Source organism: Methyloceanibacter marginalis (assembly GCF_001723295.1).
Classification (GTDB): Bacteria; Pseudomonadota; Alphaproteobacteria; order Rhizobiales; family Methyloligellaceae; genus Methyloceanibacter; species Methyloceanibacter marginalis.
On the sequence record NZ_LPWD01000180.1, the window covers coordinates 1 to 16,040 of the forward strand.

At 64.5% G+C, this 16,040-nt stretch carries 16 protein-coding genes and 1 pseudogene; 13 read left to right on the forward strand and 4 right to left on the reverse strand.

The features are described 5' to 3' along the window. Nucleotides 1–555 (reverse strand): HAD family hydrolase (locus AUC71_RS07410; protein WP_069623756.1); only part of this gene is annotated, 555 nt, incomplete at its 3' end. 108 nt (nucleotides 556–663) lie between these two features. Between AUC71_RS07410 and AUC71_RS21000 the strand changes: the two genes are divergently transcribed. From AUC71_RS21000 to AUC71_RS07420, 3 genes are read left to right on the forward strand one after another with little or no spacing between them, the layout of a single operon-like run. Further along, complete coding sequence (locus AUC71_RS21000) at nucleotides 664–969, forward strand: hypothetical protein (protein WP_244500846.1); 306 nt, start codon at nucleotides 664–666, stop codon at nucleotides 967–969. Beyond that, complete coding sequence (locus AUC71_RS07415) at nucleotides 912–1,391, forward strand: hypothetical protein (protein WP_244500847.1); 480 nt, start codon at nucleotides 912–914, stop codon at nucleotides 1,389–1,391. The genes AUC71_RS21000 and AUC71_RS07415 overlap by 58 nt, the downstream gene beginning before the upstream one ends. After that, nucleotides 1,388–1,741, forward strand: a complete 354-nt coding sequence (locus AUC71_RS07420; RefSeq protein WP_069623757.1) for a TraR/DksA family transcriptional regulator — start codon at nucleotides 1,388–1,390, stop codon at nucleotides 1,739–1,741. Before AUC71_RS07415 ends, AUC71_RS07420 begins: the two co-directional genes overlap by 4 nt. 184 nt (nucleotides 1,742–1,925) lie before the next feature. On the opposite strand, the gene AUC71_RS07425 is transcribed toward AUC71_RS07420, so the two are convergent. After that, complete coding sequence (locus AUC71_RS07425; protein WP_244500848.1) at nucleotides 1,926–3,158, reverse strand: glycerate kinase type-2 family protein; 1,233 nt, start codon at nucleotides 3,156–3,158, stop codon at nucleotides 1,926–1,928. Between the two features lie 172 nt (nucleotides 3,159–3,330). Here AUC71_RS07425 and AUC71_RS07430 point away from each other — a divergent pair, with 172 nt between their 5' ends. The 9 genes and pseudogenes from AUC71_RS07430 to AUC71_RS07470 all read left to right on the forward strand — a co-directional run bounded on the left by AUC71_RS07430 (nucleotide 3,331) and on the right by AUC71_RS07470 (nucleotide 15,020). After that, nucleotides 3,331–5,037: a formate--tetrahydrofolate ligase gene (locus tag AUC71_RS07430; protein ID WP_069623767.1), complete on the forward strand. Its 1,707-nt coding sequence runs from the start codon at nucleotides 3,331–3,333 to the stop codon at nucleotides 5,035–5,037. A gap of 111 nt (nucleotides 5,038–5,148) precedes the next feature. Further along, nucleotides 5,149–6,354, forward strand: a complete 1,206-nt coding sequence (locus AUC71_RS07435) for an aminotransferase class V-fold PLP-dependent enzyme (protein ID WP_069623759.1) — start codon at nucleotides 5,149–5,151, stop codon at nucleotides 6,352–6,354. Nucleotides 6,355–6,470: 116 nt separating this feature from the next. Then, on the forward strand, nucleotides 6,471–7,412 hold the full coding sequence (locus AUC71_RS07440; protein WP_069623760.1) for a D-2-hydroxyacid dehydrogenase: 942 nt from the start codon (nucleotides 6,471–6,473) through the stop codon (nucleotides 7,410–7,412). An 18-nt stretch (nucleotides 7,413–7,430) separates the two neighbouring features. Beyond that, the gene (locus tag AUC71_RS07445) at nucleotides 7,431–8,288 is read left to right on the forward strand and encodes an NADP-dependent methylenetetrahydromethanopterin/methylenetetrahydrofolate dehydrogenase (protein WP_069623761.1); all 858 of its coding nucleotides are present in this window, start codon (nucleotides 7,431–7,433) and stop codon (nucleotides 8,286–8,288) included. Beyond that, nucleotides 8,289–8,920: pseudogene (gene fchA, locus AUC71_RS07450) on the forward strand (methenyltetrahydrofolate cyclohydrolase). A 66-nt stretch (nucleotides 8,921–8,986) separates the two neighbouring features. Continuing rightward, complete coding sequence (locus tag AUC71_RS07455; RefSeq protein ID WP_069623762.1) at nucleotides 8,987–10,165, forward strand: malate--CoA ligase subunit beta; 1,179 nt, start codon at nucleotides 8,987–8,989, stop codon at nucleotides 10,163–10,165. 25 nt (nucleotides 10,166–10,190) lie between these two features. Then, nucleotides 10,191–11,075, forward strand: coding sequence for a succinate--CoA ligase subunit alpha (sucD, locus tag AUC71_RS07460; protein WP_069623763.1), 885 nt, complete (start codon nucleotides 10,191–10,193; stop codon nucleotides 11,073–11,075). 189 nt (nucleotides 11,076–11,264) lie between these two features. Continuing rightward, a complete protein-coding gene (locus AUC71_RS07465; protein WP_069623764.1) occupies nucleotides 11,265–14,030 on the forward strand; it encodes a phosphoenolpyruvate carboxylase in 2,766 nt (921 codons plus the stop codon). Nucleotides 14,031–14,048: 18 nt separating this feature from the next. Continuing rightward, the gene (locus AUC71_RS07470) at nucleotides 14,049–15,020 is read left to right on the forward strand and encodes an HpcH/HpaI aldolase/citrate lyase family protein (RefSeq protein WP_069623765.1); all 972 of its coding nucleotides are present in this window, start codon (nucleotides 14,049–14,051) and stop codon (nucleotides 15,018–15,020) included. A gap of 88 nt (nucleotides 15,021–15,108) precedes the next feature. Here the strand turns inward: AUC71_RS07470 and AUC71_RS07475 are convergent, their stop codons facing one another. Both AUC71_RS07475 and AUC71_RS19325 read right to left on the reverse strand, forming a co-directional pair. Beyond that, nucleotides 15,109–15,285 carry a hypothetical protein gene (locus tag AUC71_RS07475; RefSeq protein WP_158007747.1) on the reverse strand — a complete coding sequence of 59 codons (177 nt, stop codon included), beginning with the start codon at nucleotides 15,283–15,285 and terminating at the stop codon, nucleotides 15,109–15,111. A gap of 328 nt (nucleotides 15,286–15,613) precedes the next feature. Beyond that, nucleotides 15,614–15,760, reverse strand: coding sequence for a hypothetical protein (locus tag AUC71_RS19325; protein ID WP_158007748.1), 147 nt, complete (start codon nucleotides 15,758–15,760; stop codon nucleotides 15,614–15,616). Between the two features lie 154 nt (nucleotides 15,761–15,914). Here AUC71_RS19325 and AUC71_RS22945 point away from each other — a divergent pair. Continuing rightward, nucleotides 15,915–16,040, forward strand: a 126-nt coding sequence (locus AUC71_RS22945; protein WP_483127801.1) for a GFA family protein, incomplete at its 3' end; no start/stop codon positions are given.

Genomic DNA, 16,040 nt, shown 5'->3' on the forward strand with positions numbered 1-16,040 from the left:
GAGTGCGCTGCTGAAGAAATCCGGCGACGGCTTGCCGAGAACGGTCGCCTCTTTCCCGGTCGCGTATTCGAGTGCTGTGACGAACGCGCCCGCATCGAGGCTGAGCTTCCCGTCGTCGCCCTTGAAGGTGCGGTTCTTGGCGAGCGCCAGCAGGTCCGCGCCGTCGATCAGCGCGCGAAAGGCGCGGTTGAGATTGTCGTAGGTGAAGGCCTCGCCCGCATCGCCGACGACCAGCGCCCGCTTCTCGCGCTCCGGAATGTCGGCGAACTCTTTTTCCAGATCGGGATGGACGAGCAGGTCGGGCGAGGCGTCATGCTTCGCCAGCCAATCCCGCGCGGCCTGGCCCGGCGTGAACAGCTCTTCGCCCGTGATCTCCAGTCCGAGCCCCGACAGGCGTGCGAGCAGCGCCTGTTTGGTCTTGGTGGTGGTGTTGGTCACGAAGCGCAACGGCAGGCCCATCGCGTGCAAGCGCGCGATCGCCTCGATGGCGCCGGGCAGCACATGGTCGCCCTCATAGACAACCCCCGCCAAATCGAGGAGCACGCCGCGGATCATGCGCTAGCCTTGCGCGCATGGCCGCGCCGATCAAGCGCGGAGCTTCACACAATTTCCTTTGGCCGATTGGCTTGGCATTGGACTGATGCGTTCAATAAGGTCCTTGAGATGAGCGCCCTTTTCGAAGAGCTCGACTATTGCCCGACGCCGATCGGGGCTTTGAGCCTGCGCCGGCGGCGCGACCTCAAGCTCGACGTGGATGTGTTCGAGATCAAGCTCGGCGATGAATCCTTGATGTCGAGCCTGTTCACCGCGTCCGAGATCGCGCTGGCGCGCCTGGGGCTCGCGGCGTGGGTGAAGGGAAGCCGCGCGATGTTGTGGTCGGCGGGCTTGGCCTCGGCTACACGGCTCAGGCCGTGCTCGAGAGTGACAACGTGCGTTCGCTCATCGTGGTGGATGCGCTTCAGCCGGTGATCGAGTGGCACGAGAAGGGGCTGCTGCCGCTCGGCCGGACGCTCGCGGACGATGCGCGCTGCACATTGCTTCACGGCGATTTCTTCGCCTTGGCGGGCTCCGAGACGGGCTTCGATCCGGAGGCGCCGGGGAGGACATTCGATGCGATCCTGGTCGATATCGATCATTCGCCGGAAGCCTTGCTCGATGCGGGGAACGCATCCTTCTATCGGCCGGAAGGCTTCGCCGGCTTGCCGCGCATCTTCGTCCTGGCGGGGTGTTCGGTCTGTGGTCGAACGATCGCCCCGACGCGCCTCACGGCGCGGCTCGGCGGCGTCTTTGCGCAGACGCGCGCCGAACCGGTAACGTTCCACAATCCGCTCCAGGACCGGCCGTTCACCCAGACTGTCTACCTCGCGCAAACGCAAAGCGGGCCCGCATGACAGATGCATCGCCGGACTTGGCCGCGCGTCGTGCCGCGCTGGTGGAGCGGCTCGAGACGCTGCATGCCGCCAGCGAGACCACGGCGGACAACCGCCGGCCCGTCGAACTCGACCAGACCTCCGTGGGGCGCCTGTCGCGCATGGACGCCATGCAGGGCCAGGCTTTGGCCGTGGCGACGGAGCGGCGGCGCCATGAGGAGGTTCGCCGCGTCGAAGCCGCCATCAAGCGCATCGACGAGGGCGAGTACGGCTACTGCATTTCCTGCGGCGAGGAGATCGCGGCGAAGCGCTTGAGCGCCGATCCCACCGTCGCGACCTGCATTGCTTGCGCCTCGGGCGCCGGGCGGTAGTGTGGTCTCCAGTCAGGGTGAGTAATTAGACTACCGCAACGAGGGTGCGTGACCCTAGCGGATGCCACTCGGGAATGGCTCCTTGGGTTTGAGCAGCCTCATTGGTCGCATTTCTGAGACCTAGCAAGGCGAGGATAGGAGTGGCTCATTCTACCACCTCGCCGCCGCTTTGCCGCGATTCCGCCTAGCTCTTCTGTATGAGGATCGCGCGGAGGTCGTTGACGTTGGTCATGGTCGGCCCGGTCTCGAGCAGATCGCCGATCCCTTGGAAGAACGTGTAAGGGTCGTTGTCGGCGAGCATGGCCTTTGGGTTCAGGCCGGCTTCTTCCGCGCGCTTCAGGGTGTCCGGATAGATCAGCGCACCGGCATTGTCCTCCGAGCCGTCGACGCCGTCGGTATCGCCGGCGAGCGCATAGATGTCCGGGAGCCCGTCGAGTGCGATGGCGAGCGCGAGCAGGAACTCGGTGTTGCGCCCGCCCTTGCCCTTGCCTTTGAGCGTGATGGTGGTCTCGCCGCCGGAGATCAGCACGCAAGGCGGCTTCTCGGGCTGGCCCCGCATGGCGCATTGGCGCGCGATCCCCGCATGGACCAGCGCCACGTCGCGGGATTCGCCTTCGATCGAGTCGCCCAAGATGACCGGCGTTACCCCGGCTGCGCGCGCGACTTCGGCCGCGGCTTCGAGCGAGGCCTGCGGCGTGGCGATCATGATATTCTCGACGCGCTCGAAACAGGGATCGCCCGGCTTCGGCGTCTCGTCCGCCGCGTCAAGGGCGCGCCGGACATTCGCCGGCAAATCGAGATCGTATTTTTCGATGATGCCGATCGCGTCCGCCTTGGTCGAAGGATCGGGGACCGTGGGTCCCGAGGCGATGATCGAGGGATCGTCGCCCGGCACGTCGGAGATCATCAGCGCCACCACGCGCGCCGGATAGGCGGCCTTCGCGAGCCTGCCGCCTTTGATCGCGGAGAGATGCTTCCGCACCGTGTTCATTTCGGAGATGGTGGCGCCGCTCGCAAGCAGCGCCTTGTTGACCGCCTGCTTATCCTCCAGCGTGATGCCCTCGGCCGGCATCGCCAGGAGCGCCGAACCGCCGCCGGAGATGAGGCAGAGCACGAGATCGTCCTCGGTCAGCCCCTGCACCAGCTCGAAGATGCGTCCCGCGGCCGCGCGTCCGGCGGCATCCGGCACGGGATGGGCGGCCTCGACCACTTCGAGACGGTCGGTCGGCAGGCGGTAGCCGTAGCGGGTGACCACGAGCCCCTCGAGCGGGCCGTCCCACGCGTCTTCGAGCGCCTTGGCCATGGCGCCGGAGGCCTTGCCGGCACCGATAATGACGGTGCGGCCCTTGGGCTTCGGCGGCAGATGGGCGGGCACGCAAACCGACGGCAACGCGACGTCCACGCCCGCCTTGAACATGGCTTTGAGTAGGTCTTCTGGCCTCATCCGCTTACCGAACTCCCCCCTTTTGAGTAGCGCCAGAAACCTGCACAGACGATTGCCATAAGGCAAGTGAATGAATACGGTGCGCCTTCCTTTTTGCGGGCATTTCGGTGTCCGGCGTACCAATAAAGCTGGGGGCAAGCGTCCAATGCCAGAAGGCTCAAACGAACAACACAAGAAGCCGAAATCCGATATCGAGATCAGCCAAGCCGCGGTCATGCAGCCGATTCTCGATGTCGCCAAGGAGAAGCTCGGCATCGAGGCCGAGGACTTGATCCCTTACGGCCATTACAAGGCAAAGGTCTCCCTCGACTACATCGACAGCCTCAAGAACAAGCCCGACGGCAAGCTGATCTTGGTCACCGCGATCACGCCGACACCCGCCGGCGAGGGCAAGACCACGACCACTGTGGGCCTCGGCGATGCGCTCAATAAGATCGGCAAGAAGGCGATGATTTGCGTGCGCGAGCCGAGCCTCGGCCCGTGTTTCGGCATGAAGGGCGGCGCGGCCGGCGGCGGCTATGCGCAAGTGGTGCCCATGGAGGACATCAATCTCCACTTCACCGGCGACTTCCATGCCATCGGCGCGGCCAACAACCTGCTCGCGGCGATGATCGACAACCACATCTATTGGGGCAACAAGCTCGACATCGATGCGCGCCGTGTGAGTTGGCGCCGCGCCGTGGACATGAACGACCGCGCCCTTCGCGCCATCGTCACCTCGCTCGGCGGGGTCTCGAACGGCTTCCCGCGCGAGGCGGGCTTCGACATCACGGTCGCTCCGGAGGTCATGGCCATCTTCTGCCTGGCGAAGGATTTGGCCGACCTTCAGCGGCGTTTAGGGCAGATCCAAGTCGGCGAGACGCGCGAGAAGAAGGCGGTAACTGCGAAAGAGCTGTCCGCCGCGGGCGCATGGGCGGCGCTGCTGAAGGACGCTCTGGCGCCGAACCTGGTGCAGACGCTCGAGAACAATCCGGCCTTCATCCACGGCGGACCGTTCGCCAATATCGCCCACGGCTGCAACACGGTGATCGCCACCAAGGCGGCGCTCAAGCTTTCAGACTATGTGGTGACGGAGGCCGGCTTCGGCGCCGATCTCGGCGCGGAGAAATTCTTCGACATCAAGTGCCGCAAAGCGGGGCTCAAGCCCGATTGCGTGGTGATCGTCGCCACCATCCGCGCGCTCAAGATGCATGGGGGCGTGGCCAAGGACGATCTCAAGAAAGAGAACCTCGAGGCGCTGGAGAAGGGCTTCGCCAATCTCGAGAAGCACATCGAGAACGTGCGCAAATACAACGTACCCGTGGTCGTGGCCGCGAACCGCTTCTCGTCCGACACCGACGACGAGATCGCGCTCTTGAAGCGCTTGTGCTCCACGGCCAGCACCGAGTGCGTCATGGCCGATCATTGGGCGCTGGGCGGTGCGGGCGCGGAGGATCTGGCGGAGACCGTGGTCAAGACCATCGACACCAAGCCGTCGGACTTCCAGCCGCTCTACCCGGATGACATGTCGCTGTGGGACAAGACGCGCACCATCGCCCAGGAGATCTACGGGGCGGAGGACATCACCGCCCCCAAGCCGGTGCGCGACAAGTTCGCGGACCTGGAGAAGGCCGGGTTCGGCAAGTTCCCGATCTGCGTCGCCAAGACCCAGTACAGCTTCACCACCAATCCGGACGCCAAGGGCGTGCCGCTCGGTCATACCATCCCCATCCGGGAGGTCAGATTGTCGGCCGGCGCGGAATTCGTGGTGGTGATCTGCGGGGACATCATGACGATGCCGGGGCTCCCGCGAGTGCCGGCCGCCAATAGCATTGAACTTGCGTCGGATGGCCGCATTAGCGGTTTGTTCTAGTCAAGCAAAAGGGTTGCCAGGCGCACGGCCTGAGGCTACCACCTTGCCCAAGCGAGAGGCATAGGTCCGCCTAGGACCTAGGCAGCCCAGAATCCCTTAGGAGAGGACACCATGTCTGGAGCCAGACGGCCGGGCCGTAACTTTCTATTTGTGCCGGGACCAACCAATGTTCCCGCGCGAATTCTGCGGGCCATGCACGTTCCGATGGAAGACCATCGCTCGTCCGATTTCCCGAAGCTGACCCTGCCGCTCTACGAGGACATGAAGAAGGTCTTCCAGACCAAGGACGGCCAGGTCGTCATCTTCCCGTCCAGCGGCACCGGCGCCTGGGAAGCCTCGCTCACCAATACCCGCTCGCCCGGCGACAAGCTGCTCGCCCCGCGCTTCGGCCAGTTCAGCCATCTGTGGATCGATCTCGCCCGCCGCCATGGGCTCGAGGTGATCGTGCAGGAGGAAGAATGGGGCACCGGCGCCTCACCTGAGCGGATCGAGGAGGCGCTGCGCGCCGACAAGACCCACGAGATCAAGGGCGTGATGGTGGTCCACAACGAGACCGCCACGGGCGTCACCTCCGACATCGCCGCGGTGCGCCGCGCCATCGACGCCGCGGGTCATCCGGCGCTGCTCTATGTGGACGGTGTCAGCTCCATCGCCAGCATCGATTTTCGCTTCGACGAGTGGGGCGTGGACCTCGCCATCACCGGCTCGCAAAAAGGCATGATGCTGCCGGCGGGTCTCGGCATTGTCTGCGTGAGTCAGAAGGCTCTGGCGCAGATGGCCGACGCCAAGTGCACGAAGGCCTATTTCGATTTCGCCGATCATTTCCGCACCAATCCGGGCGGCTACTTCCCGTACACGCCTTCGCTGCCGTTGCTCTATGGCTTACGCGAGTCTCTCGCCATCCTGTTCGAGGAAGGTCTGGAGAACGTGTTCGCGCGGCATCGCCATCTGGCCAACGGCACGCGCGCCGCGGTCGAGGCGTGGGGGCTCACGCTCTGCGCCAAGGAGCCCAAATGGTACTCCGACACGGTGAGCGCGATCATGGTGCCGGAAGGCTTCAACGGCGCCGATGTCATCGACCGCGCCTATCGCCGCTACGACCTGGCGCTCGGCGCCGGTCTGTCGCAGATGGCGGGCAAGCTGTTCCGCATCGGCCATCTCGGCGACCTTAACGAGCTGATGCTGCTCGGCGCCCTCGCCGGCGCCGAAATGTCCATGCGCGACGTCGGCATCGAGGTCGTGCCCGGTTCGGGCGTGGCGGCGGCGCAAGAGCATTTCCGTGAAGGTGTTGGCGAACAGCGCTTGGCTGCGGAGTAAGAGGCCGGCACTCAACGCAAGGCCAGGACGACGCCGACCGGCGCGAGCGGCCTTGCTCCGGAGAGGTTTCAATGTGGGGCGTGGCCCCGCGGAGGTAAGGAGAAGGGGGAGGTTCAGTGGAGCACGCGATCGTCTTCCTCGATCGAGAGTCGGTGGGCGCCAATGTACGCAAGCCGGACTTTCCGCATAGCTATACAGAGTACCAGTCGACCTGGACCCCTGAGGACATCGTCGACCGCCTCAAGGACGCGACCATCGCCCTCATCAACAAGGTGCCGATGCGCGCCGAGGTGCTGAAGCAGTTGCCCAAGCTGAAGCTGATCGCCGTGGCCGCCACCGGCACGACGTGGTCGACAAGGCCTACTGCAAAGAAAAACGGCATCACCGTCGTCAATATCCGCAACTACGCCTTCAACACCGTGCCGGAGCACGTCATCGCGCTGATGTTCGCGCTGCGCCGGAACCTGCTGGCCTATGTGCAAGACGTCAAGAACGGGCGCTGGGCGGAAGTCGATCAGTTCTGCTTCTTCGATCATCCGATCCGCGACATCGCCGGGTCGACCATGGGCGTTGTCGGCTATGGCGCCATCGGCAAGGAAGTGGCCAAGCGCGCCAAGTGTCTCGGCATGAAGATCCTGCCCTATGACGTGTTTCCGCAAGAGGGCCTCGTGGATCTCGAGACGGTGCTCAAGGAGAGCGACGTCATCACGCTGCATTGCCCGCTCACGCCCGAGACCCAGAACATGATCGGCGCCAAAGAGTTCAAGATGATGAAGCCGACATCGATCCTCATCAATACGGCGCGGGGCGGGCTCGTCGACGAGGCGGCGCTGGCCGCGGCGCTGAAGGCCGGCACGATAGCCGGCGCCGGTTTCGACGTGCTCACCAAAGAGCCGCCGAAGGAAGGCAATATCCTGCTCGATCTCGACATGCCGAACTTCATCGTCACGCCGCATGTGGCGTGGGCGAGCCGTGAGGCCATGCAGATCCTGGCCGATCAACTGATCGACAACATCGAGGCGTTCGTCGCGGACAAACCGCAGAACGTCGTCGTTTAGCTTTTAGGGGCGACCGCCATGAAGAAACTGCTGTTCCTGTTCGATACCGACGAGATGCCGAGCGTGTTCGACACGGTCGTCGGCTATGACGGCGGCGCCGACCGCGTCACCGGCTATGCGAACGTGACGCCCGACAATGTGGGCGCGCTGGTCGACGGGACCATCTACACCCGTGGCGGCAAGGACAAGCAGAACACGGCGATCTTCGTCGGCGGCGGCAACATGGCCAAGGCGAGGCGCCTGTTCGAGAAGGTGAAGAAGAGCTTCTTCGGCCCGTTCCGCGTTTCGGTGATGCTCGATTCCAACGGCTCGAACACGACGGCGGCGGCCGGGGTGGCGCTGCTCGCCAAGGCGATGCCGCTCAAGGGCAAGAAGGCCGTCGTGCTCGCGGGCACCGGGCCGGTCGGCATGCGCGCCGCGGGCTTCCTCGGCATGGAAGGCGCCGACGTCACCATCACCTCGCGCACCAAGGAGCGCGCGGAAGAAGCCGCCAAGGTCATCGGGAAGCGCTTCGGCATCAAGGTTTCGGGCGCTGCCGGCGCGACCGACGAGGAGCGTGCCGCGGCCGTCAAGGACGCTAATATCGTCTATTCGGCCGGCGCCATCGGGGTGCAGCTGCTGCCCAAGTCCGCCTGGGAGAACAACCCCAATATCGAGCTTCTGGCCGACGTGAACGCGCAGCCCCCGCTCGGCGTTGAAGGAATCGAGGCGACCGACAAGGGCAAGGACTATAACGGCAAGCTCGCGTTCGGCGCGCTCGGTATCGGCGGACTCAAACTGAAACTTCACCGTGAATGCATCGCCAAGCTGTTCGAGAGCTCCGAGGGCGTCTACGACGCGGAGGAGATCTACGCGCTCGCCAAGAAGATGGCCTAGATGACCGAGATCAAGGACACCGCGATCGAACCGTTCCTCGATGCGCTCGCATCGAGCGGCGCGACGCCCGGCGGCGGCAGCGCGGCCGCGATCATGGGCGGCATGGGCGCGGCCTTGGTCAGCATGGTCTGCAACCTCACCATCGGCAAAAAGAAATATGCCGAGGTCGAGGGCGAAATGAAGGACCTCCTGGCCAAGGCGGAAGATTTGCGGAACCGCCTTACCGGGATGATCCAGGAGGACGTGCGCGCCTCGATACGGTGATGGCGGCCTATGGCATGCCGAAGGAGACGGACTCGGAAAAGGCGGCGCGGACCGAAACCATCCAGGCGGCCCTGAAGCAAGCCACCGAAGTGCCCATGGGTTGCTGCCACCTGGCGCGGGAGGTTATCGATCTGGCGTTGACGGCCTCCGAAAAAGGCAACCTCAACGTGATTTCCGACGCCGGTGTTGGCGTGCTGGCGGCTTATGCTGCGCTGCGAAGTGCGGCGCTAAATGTCTACATCAATGCGAAAATGATCTCGGACAAGAGCTTCGTGGACGCTAAGCTGGGCGAACTAGAGGGCCTTCTTGACGGTGCAGAGGCCGCGACCGAGAAGGCATATGACATCGTAAAGGGCAAGGTGAGCTGAGGCCTATCGGCACCGGCTCTCACACAAACGATAGCCCGCCGAAGAGACTAGGAAGGGAGGAACGACGTGGACGTTCACGAGTATCAAGCGAAAGAACTTCTGGGTAGCTTCGGCGTACCGGTGCCGAAAGGCGCCGTGGCCTTTAGCCCCGATCAGGCCGTGTATGCGGCGACCGAGCTCGGCGGCTGGAGCTGGGCGGTCAAGGCGCAGATTCATGCAGGTGCGCGCGGCAAGGCCGGCGGCATCAAGATCTGCAAGACCTATCACGAGGTGCGCGAGGCGGCGCAGGGCATGCTCGGCAAGCGTCTGGTCACGCACCAGACCGGGCCCGAGGGCAAACCCGTGCAACGCGTCTATATCGAGGTGGCCGAGCCCTTCGATCGCGAGCTGTATCTCGGCTACGTGCTCGACCGTAAGGCCGAGCGTATCCGGGTCATCGCCTCGCAGCAGGGCGGCATGGAGATCGAGGAGATCGCCAAGACCGATCCCGACGCCATTCTGCAGGTTATCGTCGAGCCTGCCGTCGGCCTTCAGGCCTTCCAGGCGCGCGAGCTCGCCTTCCAGCTCGGCTTGAGCATCAAGCAGGCGCAGAGCGCCGTGTCGACGATCATGAACGCCTATCGTGCGTTCCGCGATAGCGACGCCCAGATGCTTGAGATCAATCCGCTGGTGGTGACCAAGGACGATCGCGTGCTGGCGCTCGACGCCAAGATGTCGTTCGACGACAACGCGCTGTTCCGCCGCCACAACGTGGCCGACATGCACGATCCTTCGCAGCAGGATCCGCGCGAGGCGCAGGCCGCGGAGCACAACCTCAACTATATCGGTCTCGATGGCGAGATCGGCTGCATCGTGAACGGTGCGGGCCTCGCCATGGCGACCATGGACATGATCAAGCACGCAGGCGGCGAGCCGGCGAACTTCCTCGACGTGGGCGGCGGCGCTTCACCGGACCGCATCGAGACGGCGATGAAGCTCGTCGCGTCCGACGAGAAAGTGAAAGCCATCCTGGTGAACATCTTCGCCGGCATCAATCGCTGCGACTGGGTGGCCAAGGGCGTGGTTCAGGCCTGCGGGAACTTGGACGTCAAGGTGCCGCTCGTCGTGCGCTTGGCGGGTACCAATGTCGAAGAGGGCCGCAAGATCCTGGCCGACAGCGGGCTCAAGCTGATCACCGCCGAGACCTTGGCCGAAGCGGCCGAGAAAGCGGTGGCGGCGTGCCAAGGCAAGTTGCGGGCGGCGTAAAGCAGGTCATCGGAGAAAAAACGTAATGAGCATTCTGATCGACGAAAAAACACCGGTGATCGTCCAGGGCATGACCGGCGACAAAGGCACCTTCCACGCGAAGGAGATGATCGAGTACGGCACCAACGTGGTCGGCGGCGTGACGCCGGGCAAGGGTGGCGGCCGGCATCTCGACCGCCCGCTGTTCAACACCGTGAAGGAAGCCGTCAAGGAGACGGGCGCGGAAAGCTCCATCACCTTCGTGGCGCCAGCTTTCTGCTCCGACGCCATCATGGAATCGGCGGATGCGGGCATCAAGCTCGTGTGCTCGATCACCGACGGCATTCCGGCGCAGGACATGATGCGGGTGAAGCGCTATTTGATGCGCTATCCGCGCGACCAGCGGACCATGATGGTCGGCCCGAACTGCGCGGGCATCATCAGCCCGGGCAAGGCCATGCTCGGCATCATGCCGGGACATATCTATCTGCAAGGCAAGGTCGGCGTGATCTCGCGTTCCGGTACGCTCGGCTACGAGGCGGCCGCGCAGATGAAGGCGCACGGGATCGGCATCTCGACCTCCGTCGGCATCGGCGGCGACCCGATCAACGGCTCGTCCTTCCTGGATCACCTCGCCCTGTTCGAGGAAGATCCGGAGACCGCAGCCGTGCTGATGATCGGCGAGATCGGCGGCCCGCAGGAAGCCGAAGCCTCCGCCTGGATCAAGGACAACATGTCGAAGCCGGTCATCGGCTTCGTCGCCGGCCTGACTGCGCCCAAGGGGCGCCGCATGGGCCATGCCGGCGCCATCATCTCGGCAACCGGCGACAGCGCCGCCGAGAAGGCCGAGATCATGCGTTCGTGCGGGCTCACGGTTGCGCCCAATCCGAGCGAGTTCGGCTCGACCGTGGCGCAGGTGCTTGGGGCTTAAGGGAGGCGCCGGGCGGCCACGCCCGGCCGTTTCCGGAAGCTAAACGTTGCCGGTGGAGTCATATGGCTCCACCGCGCTTCTCTGCGGCGGTGCTGGCGATCAAGGGATAACTAAAGATGCCGGGCAGGCGGGGGCGCCCGGCCGGACCCACTCAAAGCCGATCGGTGCGATCGGAGTGCCAGCGTTGTCATGAACGAGGAGCTGAGAGAGTCGGAGCTTGAGGCCGAGGCGGGTGCGCCCCCTCTGATCGGTGGAATCTCGTCCAGAGATGCCGCCGATATTCTCTTCGACCTCCTCATGGACGTGGTCCGCCGGCACCAGCCAGAGCTCGAGGCGGTGTTCGCCGGCGGCGCCAACATTTCCGGCTTCTCGCCGGAGCTGATGGCGAGGGCCCTGCAGGCCCAGGGCATCTGGTTCCAGCTTCTGTCCATCGCCGATCAGAACGCGGCCATGCGCCGCCGCCGCCATATCGAGCGCGAGCGGGGGCGCGAGTCCTTGCGCGGCACTTTCGACCATGTGCTGGCCGACGCGGTGGATGAGGGCATTTCACCCAAAGAGATCGAGGATCTCTTGCGGTCCTTGCGTATCCGCCCGGTTATCACCGCGCATCCCACGGAGTCGAAGCGCGTCACGGTGCTGGAGAAGTACCGCAAGATCTATCTGCTCCTGCGCGAGCTCGAGGGCGCGCGGTGGACGGAGCGGGAGCGCGGCGCGATCCTCGCCGACATCCGCGATCAGATCGAGCTCGTTTGGATGACCGGCGAGCTCCATCTGGAGAAACCCACGGTCGAGCACGAAGTGCTGCGCGGGCTCCATTTCTTCGACGAGACGCTGTTCGAGAAGGCGCCGGAGATGATGGCGCTGCTCGACGGCGCGCTCAAGCGCAACTATCCCGACCAGCAGTTCGAGCTGCCGCCCTTCTTCCAATTCGGCTCGTGGATCGGCGCGGACCGGGACGGCAACCCTCACGTCACCACGAGCGTGACCGGCTGGACGCTGCGCCAGAACGCGCTTGCGGCGCTCCGTCACTATCGGGAGCGCATCGTGGCGCTCGCGCGCGCCCTGTCGATTACCGAACGGGCGCTGCCTGTGCCCCAAGGCTTCCGACAAGAGCTGGAGCATGCCCTCAACATGAGCGGCGACCAGCAGATTATCGCCCAGCGCAATCCCGGCGAGCCCTACCGGCAGTTCCTCACCTGCATCTTGCGCAAGCTCGATGCCACCACGCGCCGGGCGGAAGGTCAGGAGGCTCGATCTCGGCACGCCGCATTACGCCACGCCGATGAGTTGATCCACGAATTGCGCCTGGTGGAACGCGCGCTGGAAGAGGCGAACAGCCCCGGTATCGCCGCCGACCTGGTGCGTCCCGTGCGGCGTGCCGTTGAGTTGTTCCGCTTCTCGACCGTGCGCCTCGATCTCCGCGAGAACACCACGCGCACGACCCAGGCCCTGCAATCCTTGTGGTGGGCCGGCACCGGCCATGGGGAAGGCAATCCGCCGGAGCTCGGCAGCCGCGAGTGGCGCACCTGGCTGCTGCACGAGCTGACGCGCCCGCTCACCACGGAACGCGTGATCGAAGCGCTGCCGGCGGAGACCACAGAGCTGATCGCCATGTTCGCTCAGGCCGCCGAAATCCGCCGCGGGCTCGACCGCGATGCCTTCGGCTCGTTCATTCTGTCGATGACGCGCTCGGTCGACGACATTCTCGGCGGCTATCTGCTTGCCAAGGAAGGCGGTCTGTTCCTCGACACGGCGGGTACGGAGATTTGCGCCATGCCCATCGTGCCGCTGTTCGAGACCATCGACGATCTGCGCGCCGCGCCCGCCATCATGCGCGAGGCGCTCGCCATCCCGCTCATCCGCCGCTCCACCCATTGGCAGGGCGGTCTGCAAGAGGTGATGATCGGCTATTCCGACTCCAACAAGGATGGCGGCTTCGTCGCCTCCAACTGGGAACTGGCCAAGGCGCAAGTCAGCCTCACCCTTGTAGGCGAGGAAACGGGCACGGCGATCGCGTTCTTCCACGGCCGCGGCGGTTCGGTGAGCAGAGGCGGTGCGCCCACCGGCCGCGCCATCGCGGCCCAGCCTGCCGGCTCCATTCGCGGCCGCTTTCGCGTCACCGAGCAGGGCGAGGTGGTCTCCTACAAATACGCCAACAAGGGCACGTCGCTCTATCAGATGGAGCTGCTCGCATCGTCCGTGTTGGAGCATGCCTTGAAGTCGGAACGGGAGCGGGCGCTTCGGCCGAGCCGCGAGTTCGACGACGCCATGGAGGCTCTGGCGGGCGCGTCCCGGGCCGCCTATACGGGGCTCATCACCCACCCGGACCTCGTCACCTATTTCCAGGCGGCGAGCCCGCTCGAAGAAATCTCGATGCTCAATATCGGCTCGCGTCCGGCGCGGCGCTTCGGCGCGAACTCGCTCAAGGACCTGCGGGCGATCCCTTGGGTGTTCGCCTGGGCCCAGAACCGGCATCTCATCACGGGCTGGTACGGGGTGGGCAGCGCGCTTCAGAGCATGCTCGAGGTGCGCGGCGACAAGGGCGCGGACCTCCTTGACCGGATGTTCAAGGAGTCCCGGCTGTTCCGTCTGATCATCGACGAGGTGGAGAAGATTCTGGCCGTCGTGGACCTTGAAATTGCCAGCGATTACGCGGGGTTAGTTTCCGACGAGAGGGTCCGTGATACCATCTTCGCTCTGATCGAGAAGGAGCTTGCGCTCACCGCCAAGATGGTGCTGAAAGTGTCCGGAAGCGCCTCGCCCGCGGAGCGCTTCCCACAATTCCGCGCCTCTCTGGCCGAGAGGCTCCCCACCATCAACGAGGTCAACCGGGAGCAGGTCGAGCTGCTCCGCCGATTTAGAGCGAGCGACAACGACCAGGAGCGCGAAGCGTTCAAATCGGCATTGCTGCTTTCCATCAACACCGTTGCCGCCGGTCTCGGCGCGACAGGTTAAACCAGGAGGGACCGTAGAATGAGCTTTACCCTGATCCAGCAGGCGACTCCGCGCCTTCACCGTTCGGAGCTGGCCGTGCCCGGCTCCAATCCGTCGCTGTTCGAGAAGGCGGCCAAGGGCGGCGCCGACGTCATCTTCCTCGACCTCGAGGACGCCGTGGCCCCCGACGACAAGGAGCAGGCCCGCAAGAACATCATCCAGGGTCTCAACGATATCGATTGGGGCAACAAGACCATGATGATCCGCATCAACGGTCTCGACACCCATTATGCGTATCGCGACGTCGTCGACGTGCTGGAGAACTGCCCGCGCCTCGACATGATCCTGATCCCCAAGGTCGGCGTGCCGCAGGACGTTTACGCCATCGACATGCTCGTCACGCAGATCGAGCAGTTCAAGAAATACGAGAAGAAGATCGGCCTCGAGCTCCTCATCGAGACGGCGCTCGGCATGGCCAATGTGGAGGCCATCGCGCAAGCGAGCCCGCGCACCGAGGCCATGAGCTTCGGCGTCGCCGACTATGCGGCGTCGACCCGCGCGCGCACCGTCGGCATCGGCGGCCCGCACCCTGATTACGGCGTGCTGACCGACAAGGACGACAACGACAAGCGCGATTACCATTGGGGCGATCCCTGGCACTACGCGCTGTCGCGCATGATGGTCGCTTGCCGCGCCTACGGCCTCCGTCCGATCGACGGCCCCTTCGGCGACTTCTCCGATCCGGACGGCTACCTTGCCGCGGCCAAGCGCGGCGCGGTGCTCGGCTTCGAGGGCAAGTGGGCGATCCATCCCTCCCAGGTCGATCTCGCCAACCAGGTGTTCACGCCGTCCGAGGCCGAGGTGACCAAGGCCCAGCGCATCGTCGAGGCCATGAAGCAGGCGGCGAAAGAGGGCAAGGGCGCGGTATCGCTCGACGGCCGTCTGATCGACATCGCTTCGATCCGCCAGGCCGAGGCGCTGCTCAACAAGGCCAAGGCCATGGGCATGTAGGCTTCGGCCTGCGATCCTTCCCCCAGCGAAAGCCGGGGGCCAGACTGCACAAAAGGCCGGGGTTCGCCCCGGCCTTTTTGCTTTGCCTTCAGTCAATCCGGCCGTGAGCTTCGAGCTCCGCTTCGATGCGATCGAAAAGTTCTGGATGAGCCGCGAGCACGGGGTTTAGCAAGGCGTCATTGATGGCATCGATGCCTTGTGCGACGCGGGGCGCAAGAGCCTGATAGTCGTCAGGGGTTGCGCGGTCCTTCAAGAGCGCGAGCAACTCTTGGAGCTCTCTAGAGCTCCGAAACGCAACTCGCACGACTTCCCACGCTAGTTCCTTTTCCATGATCATATTCCGCCTAGAGATTCCGTTGAAGACAGGCATTCATGCACTTGTGGAAATCCCAGGTGTTGCGATCGCTACCGGCACGCTGCCTACGCTCAAGTAGCGGGTAGCAGAGGCTGAGGCATCTTTGGTAGTTCAGAGGGTTTCCGGCAAGCCGCTGACCGTGCCACACCAATAAAATGGCCGGGGTTCCGCCCCGGCCATTTTTATGCTGCTTGCCTGCTAGCCGCCGGAGGGCGGCAGTGATGGCCCATCCTGATCCTTACGCCGCCGCACCATCAGCAGGGCCAGCGCGTTCGAAATCCGAGCCCTTATCCAGCGTCACGCCAAGGGCCTGCGCTTGGCGCACGAACTCCTCGAGCCGGTCCTGCGCCAGGGCCGCGCGCAGAGACAATGTTTTTTCGTCCATCTGTAACCTCCGCATCCGCCCTAAGGCTTACGCGGCGGATGTACCGATTTCGCGACGAGAGCGTGATCATTACGGGGCAAGGGGCAGAAGCCAGGGCTTGCACCGGTCATTGCTGTTGCGCAGTTTGCAGGCCTCTGAAGGGAGGAGTCGGCATATGGCGATCACGGGCGGATGTTTGTGCGGTGCAATACGGTTCCGCATAGAGGCGGAGCCCCGCGCCACGCGGGCCTGCTGGTGCCGCACCTGCCAATATCTCGGCGCGGGCAACGCCACGGTCAAT